Origin of the sequence: Streptomyces sp. NBC_01233 (assembly GCF_035989305.1) — a bacterium.
In the GTDB taxonomy this organism is placed as follows: domain Bacteria; phylum Actinomycetota; class Actinomycetes; order Streptomycetales; family Streptomycetaceae; genus Streptomyces.
Window position 1 is genome coordinate 4,360,841 of the sequence record NZ_CP108514.1, and the last position, 17,076, is coordinate 4,377,916.

Below are 17,076 nucleotides of genomic sequence, written 5' to 3' on the forward strand. Positions count from 1 at the left end.
TGCCAGGTATTAGGGGGACGACCAGCAGGTGAGGACGCGTCCCCATCGACCCCTGTGCGTCCCCCCGCAGATGGAAGCGCCCCGGACGGCTGTTGCCGTTCCGGGGCGCGTGTCGGGTGCGGGGTCATGAGACGGGACGGTGGGTGACGGCGTAGACCTTGCCGTGCTTGTTGCTGCCCGAGGTGCGCGCTACGTGGATGCCGCGGGCGCGGAGTGCCGGGGCCACCTGTCGGATGCGGGCACTCAGCACGGCAGGGGTCTTGGGCCAGCCATCGGCAAAGCCTCGGCCGTCGCTGCTGAGCTGCCGGTGCAGCTCGCCCATGGTTCCCTGCCATCCGGCGAGCGGGAAGGCAGGAGAGGCTGTCCAGTCGCGCAGCGCGCCGGCTACCGGATGACCGTCGAGGACGGCGTCGTTCAAGGCGTCCTGCGCCCCGTTGAACGCATCGAGGCTGCGCCAGCCGGTGACCCTGTCGAGTGCGTGCAGCAGCTCGGCGAAATCGGCGAGCCGAGGCCGTTCGGTGAGGTCGGCAGCGGCGTGCGGGAGGTCGGCCCACACCGCGGCGGCGAGGTCGAGCAGGGCGCCGAGGATGCGAGGGTGCGCCTGCTCGTACGCGGCCCACAGGGCGCCCGCAGTGCGGCGCTGGTCTCGGCGGATGGGCTGGAGTTCGAGCGGCATCATGCGTTCGGCGAGGTCGTTGCGGAGCGCGCCGAGGTCGATGCCGGTCAGCAGTACGGGCCGCTGGTAGGTGAGCACGTTCACGTCGTCGTCGGTGTAGAGAGCGCGGGTCACCTGCGCGTCGCCGGTGACGATGCGGCACAGGGCATCGGACAACCAGCCGGGCAGCCCCGAAAGGTTGTCGAGGGCGAGCACCCATCCGGCGGCCGTGGTCGGGCCGAGGTCGCGCAGGTTCTCGGGCGCCTGCCGCAGGGGCGCGCGGGCGCCTTCGATGATCCCGGTGAGCATCTGGCCCGAGGTGCTCTTGCCCGTCCCCTGCTCGCCGGTCAGGTACGCGATGGGGCGCGGCATCCCCGGGCGCAGCGCAGCCAGGAGCCAGCCGATCGCGAGCGGCAGCGTCTCAGGGGTGAAGGGCAGCAGGGCGGAGAGCTCGCCGATGCCCTCGCGCCAGCCGCCGGCCGGGCGGTCGGGGCGGGGCAGTGGCCGAACCAGCTTGGTGCGGCGCCAGACCGGACCCGCCTCGGGGTCCGGGCACGTCAAGGTCCACCCGTCCGGGGCGATACGGACCGACTCCCCGTCGGGGCGGCCGAGGTCGAGCCAAGACACCGCCGTGTCCTCGGGATCTGCACCGACGCGCAGGTGCAGCTCGGTCTCGGGCACGCGCATGGCGAGGGCGTCGAGCGTGGCAACGGCATCCGCGAGTGCGGTCTGCGAGGGCGTGCGGTCGTACTCGGTGACGTAGATACGGGTGAGGTGCTGCCGCAGGCTGCCGGTTCCGGTGTGCGCTGCTGCGCGCAACGGCACGGCGACAGCCGGACCGTCGTACGGGACTGCGTACGGGGCGCCGTTGTGGTGCAGGTACCGGAAGCGGTTCTGCCCGAGGACCCGCAGTACCTCGGCCTGCGGGGGCTGCTTCCCCTGCTTCGCGCTGCGCGGCTGCTCCCCGCCCTGTTCCGCCCGCGGAAAGGGGACGACGGAGCGGGCGGCGGCGATCGGGTCAAAGGCCGGAGGGATCATGCGGCGGCCCCGGTGTGCGTGCGCGGGTTCCGCTCACCTGCGGTGAGGCCGGAGCGAATCGCAGCCTCGGCCTCGCGGTCGGACAGCCCACCGTGCCGGGCCGCGTCGAGCAGTACGTCGACGAGTTGCCCGCGGTCGAGTCGGCCGGCCGCGCAGAGGGTGCCGAGGTTGAAGGAGGCTCGGTTGAGCGTGGCGTTCCGAGTGCCGGGCTGTGCCTCGGCGACAGTCCGCAGCTCGGCCTCGACGGCAGCCGCGGCGTACCCGTTGCCCATGGGGCGGGAGCGCCAAGGCAGCACGGTACGGGGCCGCTCGGGGCGTGCACGGTGCCCGGTGCGGTCGAGGTCGCGCGCCAGCCAGACGGGCAAATCGGCGACCGCGCGGCAGTCACCGAGCGCGGTGTACGTGCCAGCGCGGGTGACCGTGCCCGGGGCCACGGCGTACGAGGCGCCGGCGCGCACGTCGAGCTGCCAGCCCAGTGCTCCGGCAAGCGGGCGCCATGTCGTACCGGCCGGGGCACGGAACCAGTAGTGCAGTCCGCCGGAAGGGGTGAGCACGGTCAGTGTCTGCGGACCGCAGCCGGGCAGCGTCGCACGTCGCGCCTCGACGAGCAGTGCGAGGGTGTCGCGGCCGTCGGCGATGCTGCCGGGGGCGACGTCCTCGGGCAGGTCGACGCCCGGGAGCAGCTCGGACTGCTCCTCGGGAGGCTGTCCGCCGTGGCAGTCCACATCGAGTATCACCAGGCCGGATGGACCCGCGGCGACGCCGACACCGGCGGACGGCATCCGGGCCCACCATGCGGCGATTCGCTCGGGGTCGGTGGTCGCGGCGAGTACGCCGTGACAGGGGCGGCCGGCGGCGATGCACTCGCAGCCGTGCCCATCGTGCGGGGCGTGGTGAGGGTTGGGACGCTCCTTGGTCCCGGCTGCACAGCGGTCGCAGCCGCGCACGGGCAGCTTGGCACCCGGGGCAAGCGGGTGCACCGCGTAGCCCTGAGCGGCCAGCCACAGGGCTACGCGGAGCGGGTCAGGGGTCGGGGTCGTCAAACCGTCACCGCCCCAGCAGTGCGGCGAGGGTGGCCACGACAGCAGCGAGCCCGTCCGGGTCGGTGCCGTGCACCTGATACCCCGCGCTGCGAGCCAGTACGGCGGCGAGTGTCCGGGCGGTGTACTCGTCGATGTCGCGTGCACCCCCGATGAAGAGGCGCGCACGGAACCCGTTGGGTGTCGGGGTCAGTCCGCCCAACTCCCGGGTGGCGTCAGGAAGCACCGCCCACCCGTGCGAAACGGGCAGGCGGTAGCTCATCGTCGGCAGGGCTGCCGAGCGGCGAGGAGTGATGACCGGGCTACTCACGCGGCACCCGCCTCGGTCTGCTCCTGGCTCTGAAAGCCGAGAAAGCGCAGCAGGTCGTACCGAGTGACGCGGTACTGCCGCCCAAGGCGCAGGACCCGCACCGGGTACTCGCCGTTCTTGGCCAGGGCGTACCCGGTCGTTCGGCCAAGGGCCAAGGCTCGGTTCGCCGTGTCGAGGTCGAAGCTGACGGGCAGGGCCATCAACTCGGCCGCCGCCATCCCCTTCACGTTCTGATCTTCGAGCGAGCGCAAATCATCCTCCAGAGGGTTGGGTGCATCATTCCCCCTGAGCATGATCCCCTGGATCGGCTGGCGTCAACCCCACCCAGGGTGTAGCGTCCATTCCCGTGGAGAATGAAGAGGGCCGGCAGGCAGACACCATGTGGGGCTACGGCTACGAGCCCGAGAAAGCGCTAGGCGAAGCCCTGCGCTCACTCCGCACGGCACGCGGCATGTCGCAGGAAGACGTGGCGACGATGATGAGCCGGAGCGGTTTCTCCTGGCGTCAGACAACGGTCGCGAAGACGGAGGGCGGTTCACGCCCCGTCCGCGTCAACGAGGCTGCCGCTCTGGCCCTGTGCTTCGGCGTCTCCGTTAACGAGCTGCTCGGCAACCAGGCGGACAGCCCGGAACAGTCGCTGATCGAATCGACGTACCGGGTGTCGTTCTCGCTCTACCTGAGCACTCGACTCCGCACCGAGGAAGCGCTCCGGCGGAAGCAAGCCGCAGAACGCGAGTACGAGGAGTCCCTCGCTCAGCTCCGCGAGACGAAGCAGTCCTACGAAGAGGCAAGCCGGGCATTCGAGGAGGCATTCCTCGAACCGTCCGGCGAGGGGGAGGAGAAGGATTGACCGGCTCGACCTTCAAACGGTGCGCCTGCCGCAACCCGGAGACGGGCAAGCAGTACGGGCAGTCGTGCCCCAAGCTCACACAGAAGCGCCACGGCCTGTGGAACGTCCGCCAAGAGCTGCCGAACGACAAGGACGGCAAGCGCCGCACCTTCCGCCGCTCGGGCTACGCCACGAAGAACGAGGCACAGGGCGACCTCGACCGGCTGCGCGCACTGCTCGGCATCCCAGGTGACGACGACCCCGACGGCCGCCTGCTCATCGGTGACCTGCTCGAAACGGTCGCCTCCAAGAAGGAGGCCGTACCCGACTACGAGGAGACGCAGCGTCGGTTCCGCACCGGCCAGTCCCTCACCGCCCGGCTGACCGTCGGCGACTGGCTCGACCAGTGGCTCGCTGGCAAGCGGCGCCGCGACTCCACCCTCGACGGATACGAGTCGCACATCCGCGTCCACTTGAAGCCGCACATCGGGCAGCACCGCCTCGACCGGCTGAACGTGGGCCACCTGGTTGAGTTGTTCGACGCGATCGAGGAGCACAACGAGGAGATCCTCGTCGAGAACGCCAACCGCCGGGCGCAGGTCGCGCTGAGCAAGCCGACCACACCGGGGCGACCGCTCCCCGCCGAGCGAGAGCGGATCGCCGCAGAGCGCGCAAAGCTCGCCGAGATGAAGCCGTTCCGGAAGGTCACCGGGCCCGCGACCCGACAGCGCGTTCGGGCGACCTTGCGTGCGGCCCTGAACGATGCCATCGCGCAGCAGCTCATCACCTTCAACCCGGCATCACATGTCGAACTGGAGACCGGTAAGCGGCCCAAGGCACTCGTCTGGACCGAGGAGCGCATCGCCCAGTGGAAGCGGACGGGAGACAAGCCGTCGCCCGTCATGGTCTGGACGCCCGAGCAGACGGGCGCGTTCCTCGACCGCGCGGCGAAGCACCGCCTCTACGCGCTGTACCACCTGATCGCCTTCCGTGGCCTGCGCCGAGGCGAGGCATGCGGCCAGCAGTGGACCGAGACCGACCTCGGGGCGGGGCTGCTCACCGTCGCCACTCAGCTCGTACAGCGCGGCTGGAAGGTCGAGGAGTCCGCGCCCAAGACGGACAGCGGCGAGCGCGTGGTCGCCCTCGACTCCGAGACGGTGAAGGTGCTCGCGAAGCACCGCAAGCGGCAGATGCGGGAGCGCCTCGCGTGGGGCGAGGCGTACGTCGACACCGGCCGCGTGTTCACGCAGGAAAACGGCGAGTGGCTCCACCCGGCATGGGTGACCGAGCAGTTCCGGCGGCTGGCTGCCGAGGCTGGTCTGCCCCCGATCCGGCTGCACGACCTGCGCCACGGCGCGGCAACCCTCGCCCTCGCGGCCGGCGCCGAGATGAAGGTCGTACAGGAGATGCTCGGCCACTCCTCGATCACGATCACGTCGGACACGTACACCAGCGTCCTGCCCGAGGTCGCGCGAAAGGCTGCCGAGGCCGCGGTAAGGCTGGTCCCGCGGCAGGCCGTTCGTACCGCCGGGCTCACCTCGGGCTCACATCAGGTCACCGGACGCCCCGGGCAAGGCAAAGCGCCCCACCCGAAGAAGTCGGATGGGGCGCTAAGGCGCAGGTCAGAGGAAGGTTCCTCCGCCTCGCGAGCGGTAGGCCATGTCGGACTCGAACCGACAACCAACGGATTAAAAGTCCGCTGCTCTGCCAATTGAGCTAATGGCCCTCCAGGTGCTCACCCCAGAGCATAGCCGGACAGCGCCGGTCAGCCGATCGGGTATCGACCGACCGGCCTGTCGCCGTCAGTTCAACGGCCTCGGCCGGGGGTTCCCGGGCCGTCGGGCCGGTGAAGGTGAGCGGGCCCGAGTGCTGAACGCGACGGCCTGGCCGTCGACCGGCACGGCGGCGGCCGGACGCCATGTCACGGATCGTCAGCTACCGGGACGCGGCGGGCTCGAACGGCCACCACGGCCCGTCCACGGCTGCTTCGCCACCGTCTTGAGCCCCCTCCGAAACGAGAAGGGCCCGTACGACACCCGGCGGTGTCGTACGGGCCCTTCTCAGGGGTTCAGCTCAGCTGCGGTCAGCCGTTGCGCTTCCAGCGCGGCTTGTCGTCGCGGCGGCCGCCGAAGCCACCGGTGGAACCGGAACCGGAGCCGGACGGGCGGTGGTCGTCGCGGCGGCCGTACGGACGGTCGCCGGCGCCGGCGCCGGAGCGGAAGCCGCCGGAGGGACGGTCGTCACGACGGTCGCGGTTGAACGGACGGTCGCCACCGGAGCGGAAGCCGCCGGAGGGGCGGTCGTCACGGTTGTACGTGCCGTTGCCCGTGGCCGGACGGTCGCCACCGGAGCGGAAGCCACCCGACGGACGGTCGTCACGGCGGAAGCCGCCACGCTCGCCACCACGGTCATCGCGGTTGAAGCCACCGGACGGACGGTCGTCACGACGGAAGCCACCACCGGCCGGACGGTCGCCACCGGAGCGGAAGCCACCCGACGGACGGTCGTCACGGCGGAAGCCGCCACGCTCGCCACCACGGTCATCGCGGTTGAAGCCACCGGACGGACGGTCGTCACGACGGAAGCCACCACCGGCCGGACGGTCGCCACCGGAGCGGAAGCCACCCGACGGACGGTCGTCACGGCGGAAGCCGCCACGCTCGCCACCACGGTCGTCACGGTTGAAGCCACCGGACGGACGGCCGCCGCGGTCACCGCGGTCGCCACCACGGAAGCCGCCACGGTCGCCACCGCGGTTGTCGCGACGCTCGAAGTTGCCACGGTCGTCGCGCTGGGCGCGCTGCTCCTCGCGGCGCTCCTGCGCGGCCAGCTCGGCGGCAGCGGCGGCGGCAGCAGCCGCGACCTCGGCCTCGGCAGCCTCGGCCACCTCGGCGACAGCGGCCTCCGGGTCCTCGCCGCGCTCACGGGCGGAGCGGGCGACCAGGCGGTCGGCCTCCTCGCGGAGCTCGACGGCACGGCGCGACAGGCGCTCCAGCTGCTTGGTGAGCTCGGCGACCTCGCGCTCGGCCTGCTTCGCGGCGTTGTTCGCGGAGTCGGCCTGGACCTCGGTCAGCGAACGGGCACCGGTGATCTCGGCGACCTCCGGCTCGAAGGCGCCGGCGCCCTGGACGATGTGACGCGAGGCGTCGACGCCCGCGTCCTCCATCAGGCGGAAGATCTGGCGGCGCTGGTGCGGCAGGGCGAGGGAGACCACGACACCCGACTTGCCGGCACGGGCGGTACGGCCCGAGCGGTGCAGGTAGTCCTTGTGGTCGCCGGCCGGGTCCACGTTCAGGACCAGGTCGATGCCGTCGACGTGGATGCCGCGGGCGGCGACGTCGGTGGCGACGAGCGCGTTGACGTAGCCGTCCTTGAAGTCGGCGAGGACGCGGGTACGGGCACCCTGCGTCATGCCGCCGTGCAGCGCGTCGGCCTTCACGCCGGCCTCGACGAGCTGCTCGGCGATGCGGTCGGCGCCCAGCTGGGTGCGGACGAAGATGATGGTGCGGCCCTTGCGGGCGGCGATGGCGGCCGTGACCGGCGCCTTGTCCTTCGGCTTCACGACGAGGACGTGGTGCGTCATGGTCGTGACGTTGCCCTGGGCGCTGTCGACCTCGTGCGTGACGGGGTTGGACAGGTAGCGCTTGACCAGGGTGCCGATCTCGTTCTCCATGGTGGCGGAGAAGAGCATGCGCTGGCCGCCGCCGGGGATCTGGTCGAGCAGCTCGGTGACCTCGGGCAGGAAGCCCAGGTCGGCCATCTGGTCGGCCTCGTCGAGGACCGCGACCTGGACGTTCTCCAGGGAGCAGGCGCCACGGTTGATGATGTCGCGCAGACGGCCCGGGGTGGCGACGAGGACGTCGACACCGCGCTCCAGAGCGTAGATCTGGTTGCTCATGGAGGTGCCGCCGCAGACGACCTTCATCTTCAGGCCGAGCACGTCGCCGTAGGGCTGGAGGGCGTCCGCGACCTGCATCGCGAGCTCACGGGTCGGCGTGAGGATGATCGCGCGGGGCTTCTTCTTCTCGGTGTGACCGCCGGCCAGGGAGGCCAGGGTCGGCAGACCGAAGGAGAGGGTCTTGCCGGAGCCGGTGCGGCCACGGCCGAGGATGTCCTTGCCGGCCAGGGCGTCCGGGATGGTCGCGGCCTGGATCGGGAAGGGGGCGGTGACGCCGTTCTGGGCGAGCTTGCGCACGATGCCGTCGGGCAGACCGAGGTCTCCGAAGGTGATCGAGGGCTCGGCGTCGGCGTCGTCGTCACCGTCGAAGTCGGTGTCGGAGTCGATGGAGTCCTCGACGGACTCACCGTTCGTCACGTCGGCCTCAAGGGCCTCGATGATCTCGTCGGCCTCTGCGGCCTCGATGGCCTCGGTGACCACAAGGGCCTCGGCGTCGACGATCTCGTTGGAGTCGTTCTCGGGCATGACGGAACGGTCAGAACTGGAAATGGACATGCGAAATGCGAAACCTTCCGGAGTCTCGGCACGCGCCCAAACTCCGTGAATCGCAAATCGACCGCCTCAATGCGGTCAGCCACGGCTAGGGAGAGTACGCGCCACACGGCGCTCTTCGGATTCGGCGCCGGGCAATGGGATCAAACGATCTATAACCATACGCACCCTCCCCGGGGTCTGGCAAGTCAATCCGACCGAAACACCTCTGACCTGCGAAGACGTCTCGTCCCGGCGCAGCCCGCCAGACCCCGGAGCCCGCGACGGGCCCTACGGCAGCGGCACCGGCTGGGTCGTGGGCTCGGGCTGCGGACTCGGCGGCTCCGGCGTGGGTTCCGTCACAGGGGGAGTCGTCGCCGGCGGCTCCGGGGTCGGGCTGGCCGGCTGCTGCCCACCCGCGGAGCCGCCCGATCCGCCAGAGCCGCCGGAGGCCCCGGAGCCGCCGGATCCGGCGGCTCCGCCCGGACCGCCCCCCGGGGGTTCCTGCGGACCCTGCCCGCCCGCTCCGCCGCCCGGCCCCGCCGACGGCGCGGGGACGCCCGGCTGGCCGCTCGGCGCGCCCGGGCTGGGCGAGGCCCCGGTAGCGCCGGACGCCTTGCCGTCCTCCTTGGGCTTGCCGGCCTGGCTCCCCGTGCCGTCCTTCGTGCCGTGCCCGTTGCCGTGCACCCCGGAGCCCCGCCCGGAGACGGACCCGCCCGCCTCGGCGCCGCCCCGGCGGTCCGCCGCGGAGGAGGGGCCGGGCTGCGCCGCGTCCTCGCCGACACTCATGCAGCCGGCCGTCGCCGCGACCGCGAGCGCGGTGACGGCCAGTCGGAGGGAAGCGGACAACTGGCGCACGGGGGCACCTCCGGAGCCTGAGGGTGAGAGTCCGCATGAGCGGGTCAATGTGCCCAACTCCCTTTGACCCGCAAGGGACACGCCCTCAGCCGAACAGTTGCTCCGCCACCTGCGACCCGAGGCGCAGCGCGCCCAGCCCGACCAGCACCGACATCACCACGTTCGCCGCCGCCAGTAACCCCCAGCCGCGCTCGGCCAGCCGCAGCGTCTCGTACGAGAACGTCGAGTACGTGCTCAGCGCCCCGCACAGCCCGGTCCCCAGCAGCAGCTGCAGCCGCGAGGAGGGGGCCCCCGCCAGCAGTGCGCCGGTCAGGAACCCGAGCAGCAGGCAGGCGGCCGCGTTGACCGCGAAGGTGCCCCACGGGAAGACGGAATCGTGCCGCGCCTGCACCGCACGGTCCGTCAGATAGCGCAGCGGCGCCCCGACGACCGCGCCCGCCACCACGAGCAGCCAGTTCACCGGGCGGACCGGCCGGCCCTGCCGGTCCGCCGGCCGCCGTCCCGGACCGCGAGCCGGGTCGCCGAGGCCGCCGCCCACACCGCGCCCAGCGCCGCCGCCACCGTGAGCCCGGCGTAGGCCAGCGCGGTGCCCGCCCTCCCCTCGTCGAGGAGCCGCGAGACGTCCACCGCGTAGGTGGAGAAGGTGGTGAAGCCGCCCAGCACGCCGACCCCGGCGAAGGGGCGCAGCATCGGATGGGGTGAGGTCCGGCCGCCCTCGCTGATCAGCACCATCAGTACGCCGATCAGCGCGCACCCGGACGTGTTGATCCAGAAGGTCGCCCACGGGAAGGCCCCGGTCCCCGCCGGCCACAGCAGGGCGATCCCGTACCGGGCCGTGGCCCCCACGGCCCCGCCCGCCGCCACCGCCACGAGCACTCGGCCCTGCGGTTCGCCGCGCTGTGCGGGGACGTGCAGGTCGACGTCCGGGTCGATCGCCTCGGGCCCGGGGACCGGCCGGGTCACCCGTACCCCAGCGCGTGCAGCCGGTCGTCGTCGATCCCGAAGTGGTGGGCGATCTCGTGCACCACGGTGACCTCCGTCTCCACGACCACGCTCTCCCGGTCCTCACACATCCGCAGCGTGGGGTTCCGGTAGATGGTGATCCGGTCCGGCAGCACCCCGGCGTACCACTCGCCGCGGTCCGTCAGCGGAGTCCCCTCGTACAGCCCCAGCAGCTCGGGGTCGTCGGCGGGCGGTTCGTCCTCGACGAACACCGCCACGTTGTCCATCAGCCGCGTCAGCTCCGGCGGGATCCGGTCCAGCGCCTCTGCGACGAGCTCTTCGAACTCCTCGCGCGTCATCTCCAGCACCCGGTCATTGTCCCTCCGGTGGGGGCGCCCCCCGCTTGCGGGGGAGAAACCGTTTTGGCGATAGCTCCCCGGATCCCATATGCTTCTCACGTCCCCGACGCGCTGAAGAAGTGCCCGGCGGGCCTTTAGCCCTCATCGTCTAGTGGCCCAGGACGCCGCCCTTTCAAGGCGGTAGCACGGGTTCGAATCCCGTTGGGGGTACGCATTACCGTGTGCAAGACTTGGTCTCGCACACTGCAAGGTCCTGTGGAGCAGTTGGTTAGCTCGCCACCCTGTCAAGGTGGAGGTCGCGGGTTCAAGTCCCGTCAGGATCGCTGAAGCCGGAAACGGTTTCGTGGCTGGGTAGCTCAGTTGGTACGAGCGATCGCCTGAAAAGCGATAGGTCGCCGGTTCGACCCCGGCCCCAGCCACCATCAAGAAGGCCCCGTCCATCGGACGGGGCCTTCTGTGGTTACTCCCCCTCGGCCTCCGCCGTCCGCGCCCTGCGGCGCCACTGCACCAGGCCGACGGCCGACGCGCCCGCCGCGACCAGCCCGAGCAGCGCCCAGTCCGGAACCGCGTCCGCCACGGAGCCGACCCACTGCTCCACGGCGAACGAGTCGTCCACGTCCAGCAGCCCCGGCAGCGCGCTCGCCCCGTCGTAGACGAGGAACAGCGCGCCCAGGGTGATGAAGAACAGCCCGGACAGGAGCGAGGTGGTGTGCAGCTCGAAGCGGCCCACCGAGAAGGCCCGCCCGCGCAGCCAGCGCCGCCTGCCCAGCTCGAACCGCTCCCACAGCAGGGCCAGCAGGAAGAGGGGCACGGCCATCCCCAGTGCGTAGACCGCCAGCAGCAGGCCGCCGTAGACGGGGCTGCCGCTGACCGCCGCGACCGTCAGGACGCTGCCCAGGATCGGGCCGGCGCAGAAGCCGGCCAGCCCGTAGACCGCGCCGAGCGCGTACACCGACAGGGCGGTGGTCGGCCGGATCCGGCCCGACAGCTCCGAGATCCGCTGCGAGGCGAAGCCCAGGCCCAGGATCTGCGCGAGCCCGAGCGCGATGATCAGCCAGCCGCCGGCGAGGACGAGCTGGTCGCGGTTGCCGTGGAAGAACCGCCCGGCGTACGAGCCGGCCGCCCCCAGCGGTACGAGCGTGCTCGCGAGGCCGGCGTAGAAGATCCCGGTGCGTGCCAGCAGCCGGGAGGTGGAGTCGATCGAGTACGCGAAGAAGGCCGGCAGGAGCAGTGCGCTGCACGGGCTGAGCAGCGCGAGCAGGCCGCCCATCAGGGCGGCCAGGTATCCGACGTCGGTCACTGCTTCGCCGCCGCGGCCTTGGCCTCGGCGATGGCGGCCGTGAAGGCGCCGAGGGGCTGGGCGCCCGCGATCGGCTTGCCGTTGACCAGGAAGGACGGGGTGGAGGTGACGCCGATGCGGTAGCCCTCCTCCTGGTCCTTCCTCAGGGCCGCCGCGGCCTCCTCGCCGGCCATGTCCGCCTTGAAGCGCTCCAGGTCGGGGACCCCGGCCTCGCGGGCCAGCTCCTCGAGCCGCGGCCCGTCGAAGCCCTTCTCCTTCGCGCCGTCGGCGTACGCGGCCGCGTGGAAGGCTGCGAACCGGTCCTGCCGGCCGGCCGCCCAGGCGGCCTTGGCGGCGGCCTCGGAGTCGGCGCCGAAGATCGGGAAGTTGCGCCACTCGATGCGCAGGGTGCCGTCCGCCACGTACTTCTTCACCAGTTCGGGTTCGGTGTCGCGGGCGAACTTGCCGCAGTAGCCGCACTTGAAGTCGGAGTACTCGATGAGCACGACGGGCGCGTCGGCGCGGCCGACGGCGAGCTTGTCGCCGGCCTCGCGGCGGGCCAGCGCCCTGAGTTCGGCGGCCGGGTCGGTCCGGGGCGCGGCCGTGGCGGAGGAGCCGGCGGAGCTCTTCTCGGCGGGGGCGGTGGCCTGCCAGGAGACGAGGCCGAGGGTGATCGCGGCGACGGCGACCCCGGCGGCGTACAGGAGGGGCTTGCGGGAGGAGGAACGGGAGGAGGAGGAAGAGGACATGCGGGTGCTCCAGTGCTGCGGGTGGTGAGGCGGACCGGTGGGGGAGCGGCCCTCCTAGACCCGCATCACGGACAGCTCCACCGGGCCGGGCGCCGGCCGGTCGGGACCGCGTACGAGGACCCGTACGGGCAGCGCCACGTGCGCCCGCGCCCCCTCGGGCACCGGCCGCGCCGGCGGTACGTGCGCGTGCTCGCCGCCGGCCCGGGCCGACACGGCGGGGAGCCCACCGTGATCGGCAGCCCCGGGGGCACAGGCCGGGCCACCGCCGCCGGAGAAGGCGGCCGGGGCCGGGCCCGGGTCCCCGGGCCCGACGGGCCCGGGGACGGAGGCCGGGGCCGATGCGGAAGCCGGGGCCGATGCCGGGGCCCGTGGCACGGCCTTCACGGAGACGGCGGCCTCCGGGCCCGCCGCCGCCGGGCCGGCCGGGGCGGGAGCGGCCGCAGCCGGGAGCACCACCGCGAGAACGGCCACCACCAGGCCGGCCCACACCGTCAGAGCGGCGCATGCCAATCGGTGCGGGCGGGACAAGGTGGGCTGCCTCTCATGGTTACGGCTGACTGAGTCGCCCCGAAATGGTACGGGTCCACCCGACAAATGCGTTCGCCACCCGGAGGGCCCAGGTGACATCCTCGATCAGGTATGTCTACTTCCTTCGCCGCCCTGCAGACGCTTCTCGGTGAGATCTCTCTCCGTGACGCGCACCGCCTCGGCCGCCGCCTCGAAGGCGCCCGCCGTATCCGCAAGCCCGAGGCCAAGCAGGCCGTGCTCGACGAGATCGCCGCGGAGGCCGCGAAGGCCGCCGCGCGACTGGCCGGCCGCGCCTCGCGGATGCCGGAGGTCACGTATCCCGAGAACCTGCCCGTCAGCCAGAAGAAGGACGAGATCGCCGAGGCGATACGCGACCACCAGGTCGTGATCGTCGCCGGTGAGACCGGTTCCGGCAAGACCACGCAGATCCCCAAGATCTGCATGGAGCTGGGCCGCGGCGTCCGGGGCATGATCGGGCACACCCAGCCCCGCCGGATCGCGGCGCGCACCGTCGCGGAGCGGATCGCCGAGGAGCTGAAGTCCGAGATCGGCCGGACCGTCGGCTGGAAGGTCCGGTTCACCGACCAGGTGGACCAGGACGCGACCTTCGTGAAGCTGATGACGGACGGCATCCTGCTCGCCGAGATCCAGACGGACCGCGAGCTGCGCGCCTACGACACGATCATCATCGACGAGGCCCACGAGCGGTCGCTCAACATCGACTTCCTGCTCGGCTACCTGGCCACGCTGCTGCCGAAGCGCCCCGACCTGAAGGTCGTCATCACCTCGGCGACCATCGACCCCGAGCGCTTCTCCCGGCACTTCGGCGAAGCGCCCATCGTCGAGGTCAGCGGGCGGACGTACCCGGTGGAGGTCCGCTACCGGCCCCTCCTGGAGGAGGACTCCGAGGATTCCGACCGCGACCAGATCACCGCGATCTGCGAGGCCGTGGACGAGCTCCAGTCCGAGGGCGCGGGCGACATCCTGGTCTTCCTCTCCGGCGAGCGCGAGATCCGCGACACGGCGGACGCGCTCAACAAACGGAACCTTCGCTTCACTGAAGTGCTCCCCCTCTATGCGCGCCTCTCGCACGCCGAGCAGCACCGGGTCTTCCAGCAGCACACGGGCCGAAGGATCGTTCTCGCGACCAACGTCGCCGAGACCTCCCTGACCGTCCCGGGCATCAAGTACGTGGTCGACCCGGGCACCGCCCGCATCTCCCGCTACAGCCACCGCACCAAGGTCCAGCGCCTGCCGATCGAGCGGATCTCGCAGGCCAGCGCCAACCAGCGCAAGGGCCGCTGCGGACGTACCTCCGACGGCATCTGCATCCGGCTGTACTCCGAGGACGACTTCAACGCCCGCCCGGAGTTCACCGACGCCGAGATCCTGCGCACGAACCTGGCCTCCGTCATCCTCCAGATGACCGCCGCCGGCCTCGGCGAGATCGAGAAGTTCCCCTTCATCGACCCGCCGGACCACCGCAACATCCGCGACGGCGTGCAGCTCCTCCAGGAGCTCGGGGCGCTCGACCCGGCGGAGAAGGATCCGTCGAGGCGGCTCACGCAGATGGGCCGCCAGCTGTCCCAGCTCCCGGTGGACCCCCGCCTCGCCCGCATGGTCATCGAGGCCGACAAGAACAACTGCGTCCGCGAGGTCATGGTCATCGCGGCGGCCCTGTCCATCCAGGACCCGCGCGAGCGGCCCTCGGACAAGCAGACCCAGGCCGACCAGAACCACGCCCGCTTCAAGGACGAGACCAGCGACTTCCTCTCGTACCTGAACATGTGGCGCTACGTCCGCGAGCAGCAGAAGGAGCGCGGCTCCTCCTCCTTCCGCCGGATGTGCAAGCAGGAGTACCTGAACTTCCTGCGGATCCGCGAGTGGCAGGACATCTACTCGCAGCTGCGCACGGTCGCCAAGACCATGGGCATCCACGTCAACGAGGCCGATGCCCCCGAGCAGGTCATCCACGTCTCGCTGCTGGCCGGCCTGCTGTCCCACATCGGGCTCAAGGACACCGACAAGAACGAGTACCTGGGGGCCCGGTCGGCGAAGTTCGCGGTCTTCCCGGGCTCCTCGCTCTTCAAGAAGCAGCCGAAGTTCGTGATGTCGGCCGAGCTGGTGGAGACCTCGCGGCTGTGGGCCCGGGTGAACGCCAAGGTGGAGCCCGAGTGGGTGGAGCCGCTGGCCCAGCACCTGATCAAGCGCACCTACAGCGAGCCGCACTGGGAGAAGGACCAGGCGGCCGTGATGGCGTACGAGAAGGTCACCCTGTACGGCGTCCCGATCGTCGCCCAGCGGAAGATCAACTACGGCCGGATCGACCCCGAGGTCTCGCGGGAGCTGTTCATCCGCAACGCGCTGGTCGAGGGCGACTGGCGCACGCACCACAAGTTCTACGCCGACAACCGCAAGCTCCTCACCGAGGTGGAGGAGCTGGAGAACCGGGCCCGGCGCCGCGACATCGTGGTGGACGACGAGAGCCTCTTCGACTTCTACGACCAGAAGATCCCGCCGCACGTGGTCTCCGGGGCGCACTTCGACTCCTGGTGGAAGCACAAGAAGCGCGAGGAGCCCGAACTCCTCGACTTCGAGCGGGAGATGCTGCTCACCGAGAAGGCGGCCGGGGTCACCAAGGCCGACTACCCGGACTCCTGGCGGCAGGGGCAGCTGAAGTTCCGGGTGACCTACCAGTTCGAGCCGGGCGCGGACGCGGACGGCGTGACCGTCCACATCCCGCTCCACGTGCTCAACCAGGTCACCGACGAGGGCTTCGACTGGCAGATCCCGGGCCTGCGCGAGGAGGTCGTCACCGAGCTGATCCGCTCGCTGCCGAAGCCGATCCGCCGGCACTACGTGCCCGCGCCCAACTTCGCGACCCGCTTCCTGGACACGGCGGTGCCCCTGCAGGAGCCGCTGCCCGTCACGCTGGCGCGCGAGCTCCAGCGGATGGTCGGGGTCCCGGTCTCGGCAGAGGACTTCGACCTCGGCCGGATCCCGGACCACCTGAAGATCACCTTCCGGATCATCGACGAGCGGCGCAAGAACCTCGCCGAGGACAAGGATCTGGAGGCACTGCGGCTGAAGCTGAAGCCGAAGGCCCGCCAGGCCCTCTCCAAGGCCGCCGCGGCCACCGCCGAGCGGGCGGGCGGGGAGTCGGTGGAGCGGACCGGGCTGACCGACTGGACGATCGGCACGCTGAGCAAGGTCTTCGAGACCCGGCGGGCCGGCCAGCCGGTGAAGGCCTACCCGGCGCTGGTGGACGAGGGCGCGACCGTCTCCGTACGGCTCTTCGACACCGAGGCCGAGCAGCAGCAGGCGATGTGGCTGGGCACCCGGCGCCTCATCCTGCTGAACATCCCGGTGAACCCGGCGAAGTTCGCCTCGGACCACCTGAGCAACCAGCAGAAGCTGGCCCTGTCCAGGAACCCGCACGGCTCCATCCAGGCGCTGTTCGACGACTGCGCGACCGCGGCGACGGACAAGCTGATCGCGGACCACGGCGGTCCCGCGTGGGACGAGGCGGGCTTCCGCAGGCTCTACGAGGCGGTCCGCGCCGACCTCGTGGACACGACCGTGCGGACGGTGGGCCAGGTCCAGCAGGTGCTGGCCGCCTGGCAGGCCTGTGAGCGCCGCCTGAAGGCCACGGGCAGCCTCGCCCTGGTCGCCAACATCCAGGACGTCAAGGCGCAGCTGGCGGCCCTCGTGCCGGCCGGGTTCGTCACGCTCACCGGGCTGCGCAGGCTGCCGGACCTGATGCGCTACCTGGTGGCGGCGGACCGGCGGCTCCAGCAGATGCCCACGGGCGTCCAGCGCGACACCACGCGCATGGAGAAGGTCCACGAGATGCAGGACGAGTACGCGTGGCTCCTGGAGCAGCTGCCGAAGGGACGGCCGGTGCCGGCGACGGTCACGGACATCCGCTGGATGATCGAGGAGCTGCGGGTCAGTTACTTCGCGCACGCCCTCGGGACGGCGTATCCGATCTCCGACAAGCGGATCGTGAAGGCGGTGGACGCGGCGGCCCCGTGACCGGCCAGGTGCTCCGGTTCGACTG

General features: G+C 71.4%; 14 protein-coding genes, 4 tRNA genes and 1 pseudogene. 6 read left to right on the forward strand and 13 right to left on the reverse strand.

Annotated elements, in window-relative coordinates; translation table 11 throughout:
• Positions 1-124 precede the first annotated feature (124 nt).
• Genes OG332_RS20485 through OG332_RS20500 form a run of 4 tightly spaced genes read right to left on the reverse strand, consistent with a single transcriptional unit; the run spans position 125 to position 3,261 of the window.
• Positions 125-1,693, reverse strand: a complete 1,569-nt coding sequence (locus OG332_RS20485; protein WP_327414842.1) for a hypothetical protein — start codon at positions 1,691-1,693, stop codon at positions 125-127.
• A complete protein-coding gene (locus OG332_RS20490) occupies positions 1,690-2,736 on the reverse strand; it encodes a bifunctional DNA primase/polymerase (RefSeq protein ID WP_327414843.1) in 1,047 nt (348 codons plus the stop codon). The genes OG332_RS20485 and OG332_RS20490 overlap by 4 nt, the downstream gene beginning before the upstream one ends.
• A gap of 4 nt (positions 2,737-2,740) precedes the next feature.
• The gene (locus OG332_RS20495) at positions 2,741-3,043 is read right to left on the reverse strand and encodes a hypothetical protein (protein WP_079428917.1); all 303 of its coding nucleotides are present in this window, start codon (positions 3,041-3,043) and stop codon (positions 2,741-2,743) included.
• Complete coding sequence (locus OG332_RS20500) at positions 3,040-3,261, reverse strand: integrase (protein WP_327419318.1); 222 nt, start codon at positions 3,259-3,261, stop codon at positions 3,040-3,042. Before OG332_RS20500 ends, OG332_RS20495 begins: the two co-directional genes overlap by 4 nt.
• Before the next feature lie 128 nt (positions 3,262-3,389).
• Between OG332_RS20500 and OG332_RS20505 the strand changes: the two genes are divergently transcribed.
• Both OG332_RS20505 and OG332_RS20510 read left to right on the forward strand, forming a co-directional pair.
• Complete coding sequence (locus OG332_RS20505) at positions 3,390-3,893, forward strand: helix-turn-helix domain-containing protein (RefSeq protein WP_327414844.1); 504 nt, start codon at positions 3,390-3,392, stop codon at positions 3,891-3,893.
• Positions 3,890-5,383: pseudogene (locus OG332_RS20510) on the forward strand (tyrosine-type recombinase/integrase); the annotation flags it as partial. The gene OG332_RS20505 and the pseudogene OG332_RS20510, both read left to right, overlap by 4 nt.
• Before the next feature lie 142 nt (positions 5,384-5,525).
• Here the strand turns inward: OG332_RS20510 and OG332_RS20515 are convergent.
• The 6 genes from OG332_RS20515 to OG332_RS20540 all read right to left on the reverse strand — a co-directional run bounded on the left by OG332_RS20515 (position 5,526) and on the right by OG332_RS20540 (position 10,469).
• Positions 5,526-5,598, reverse strand: a tRNA-Lys gene (locus OG332_RS20515).
• A 357-nt stretch (positions 5,599-5,955) separates the two neighbouring features.
• Complete coding sequence (locus OG332_RS20520) at positions 5,956-8,325, reverse strand: DEAD/DEAH box helicase (RefSeq protein WP_327414845.1); 2,370 nt, start codon at positions 8,323-8,325, stop codon at positions 5,956-5,958.
• A 267-nt stretch (positions 8,326-8,592) separates the two neighbouring features.
• Complete coding sequence (locus OG332_RS20525) at positions 8,593-9,159, reverse strand: hypothetical protein (protein ID WP_327414846.1); 567 nt, start codon at positions 9,157-9,159, stop codon at positions 8,593-8,595.
• An 85-nt stretch (positions 9,160-9,244) separates the two neighbouring features.
• Positions 9,245-9,619 carry a fluoride efflux transporter FluC gene (locus OG332_RS20530; protein ID WP_327414847.1) on the reverse strand — a complete coding sequence of 125 codons (375 nt, stop codon included), beginning with the start codon at positions 9,617-9,619 and terminating at the stop codon, positions 9,245-9,247.
• The gene (locus tag OG332_RS20535) at positions 9,616-10,122 is read right to left on the reverse strand and encodes a FluC/FEX family fluoride channel (RefSeq protein ID WP_327414848.1); all 507 of its coding nucleotides are present in this window, start codon (positions 10,120-10,122) and stop codon (positions 9,616-9,618) included. The genes OG332_RS20530 and OG332_RS20535 overlap by 4 nt, the downstream gene beginning before the upstream one ends.
• Positions 10,119-10,469: a metallopeptidase family protein gene (locus OG332_RS20540; RefSeq protein ID WP_319723715.1), complete on the reverse strand. Its 351-nt coding sequence runs from the start codon at positions 10,467-10,469 to the stop codon at positions 10,119-10,121. The genes OG332_RS20535 and OG332_RS20540 overlap by 4 nt, the downstream gene beginning before the upstream one ends.
• 128 nt (positions 10,470-10,597) lie before the next feature.
• Between OG332_RS20540 and OG332_RS20545 the strand changes: the two genes are divergently transcribed.
• The 3 genes from OG332_RS20545 (at position 10,598) to OG332_RS20555 (ending at position 10,882) form a co-directional block, all read left to right on the forward strand.
• Positions 10,598-10,670: transfer RNA gene (locus OG332_RS20545), tRNA-Glu, on the forward strand.
• 39 nt (positions 10,671-10,709) lie between these two features.
• Positions 10,710-10,783: transfer RNA gene (locus OG332_RS20550), tRNA-Asp, on the forward strand.
• Between the two features lie 22 nt (positions 10,784-10,805).
• A tRNA-Phe gene (locus OG332_RS20555) sits at positions 10,806-10,882 on the forward strand.
• 38 nt (positions 10,883-10,920) lie between these two features.
• On the opposite strand, the gene OG332_RS20560 is transcribed toward OG332_RS20555, so the two are convergent.
• The 3 genes from OG332_RS20560 to OG332_RS20570 are packed head-to-tail and all read right to left on the reverse strand — an operon-like array spanning position 10,921 to position 12,998.
• Positions 10,921-11,730, reverse strand: coding sequence for a cytochrome c biogenesis CcdA family protein (locus OG332_RS20560; RefSeq protein ID WP_442816363.1), 810 nt, complete (start codon positions 11,728-11,730; stop codon positions 10,921-10,923).
• 26 nt (positions 11,731-11,756) lie between these two features.
• Positions 11,757-12,488: a DsbA family protein gene (locus OG332_RS20565; protein ID WP_327414850.1), complete on the reverse strand. Its 732-nt coding sequence runs from the start codon at positions 12,486-12,488 to the stop codon at positions 11,757-11,759.
• Between the two features lie 54 nt (positions 12,489-12,542).
• A complete protein-coding gene (locus tag OG332_RS20570; protein WP_327414851.1) occupies positions 12,543-12,998 on the reverse strand; it encodes a hypothetical protein in 456 nt (151 codons plus the stop codon).
• A 129-nt stretch (positions 12,999-13,127) separates the two neighbouring features.
• On the opposite strand from OG332_RS20570, the gene hrpA reads away from it, so the two are divergent.
• Entirely contained in the window at positions 13,128-17,051 is a 3,924-nt protein-coding gene (hrpA, locus tag OG332_RS20575) for an ATP-dependent RNA helicase HrpA (protein ID WP_327414852.1), read from the forward strand.
• The last annotated feature ends 25 nt before the right edge of the window (positions 17,052-17,076 follow it).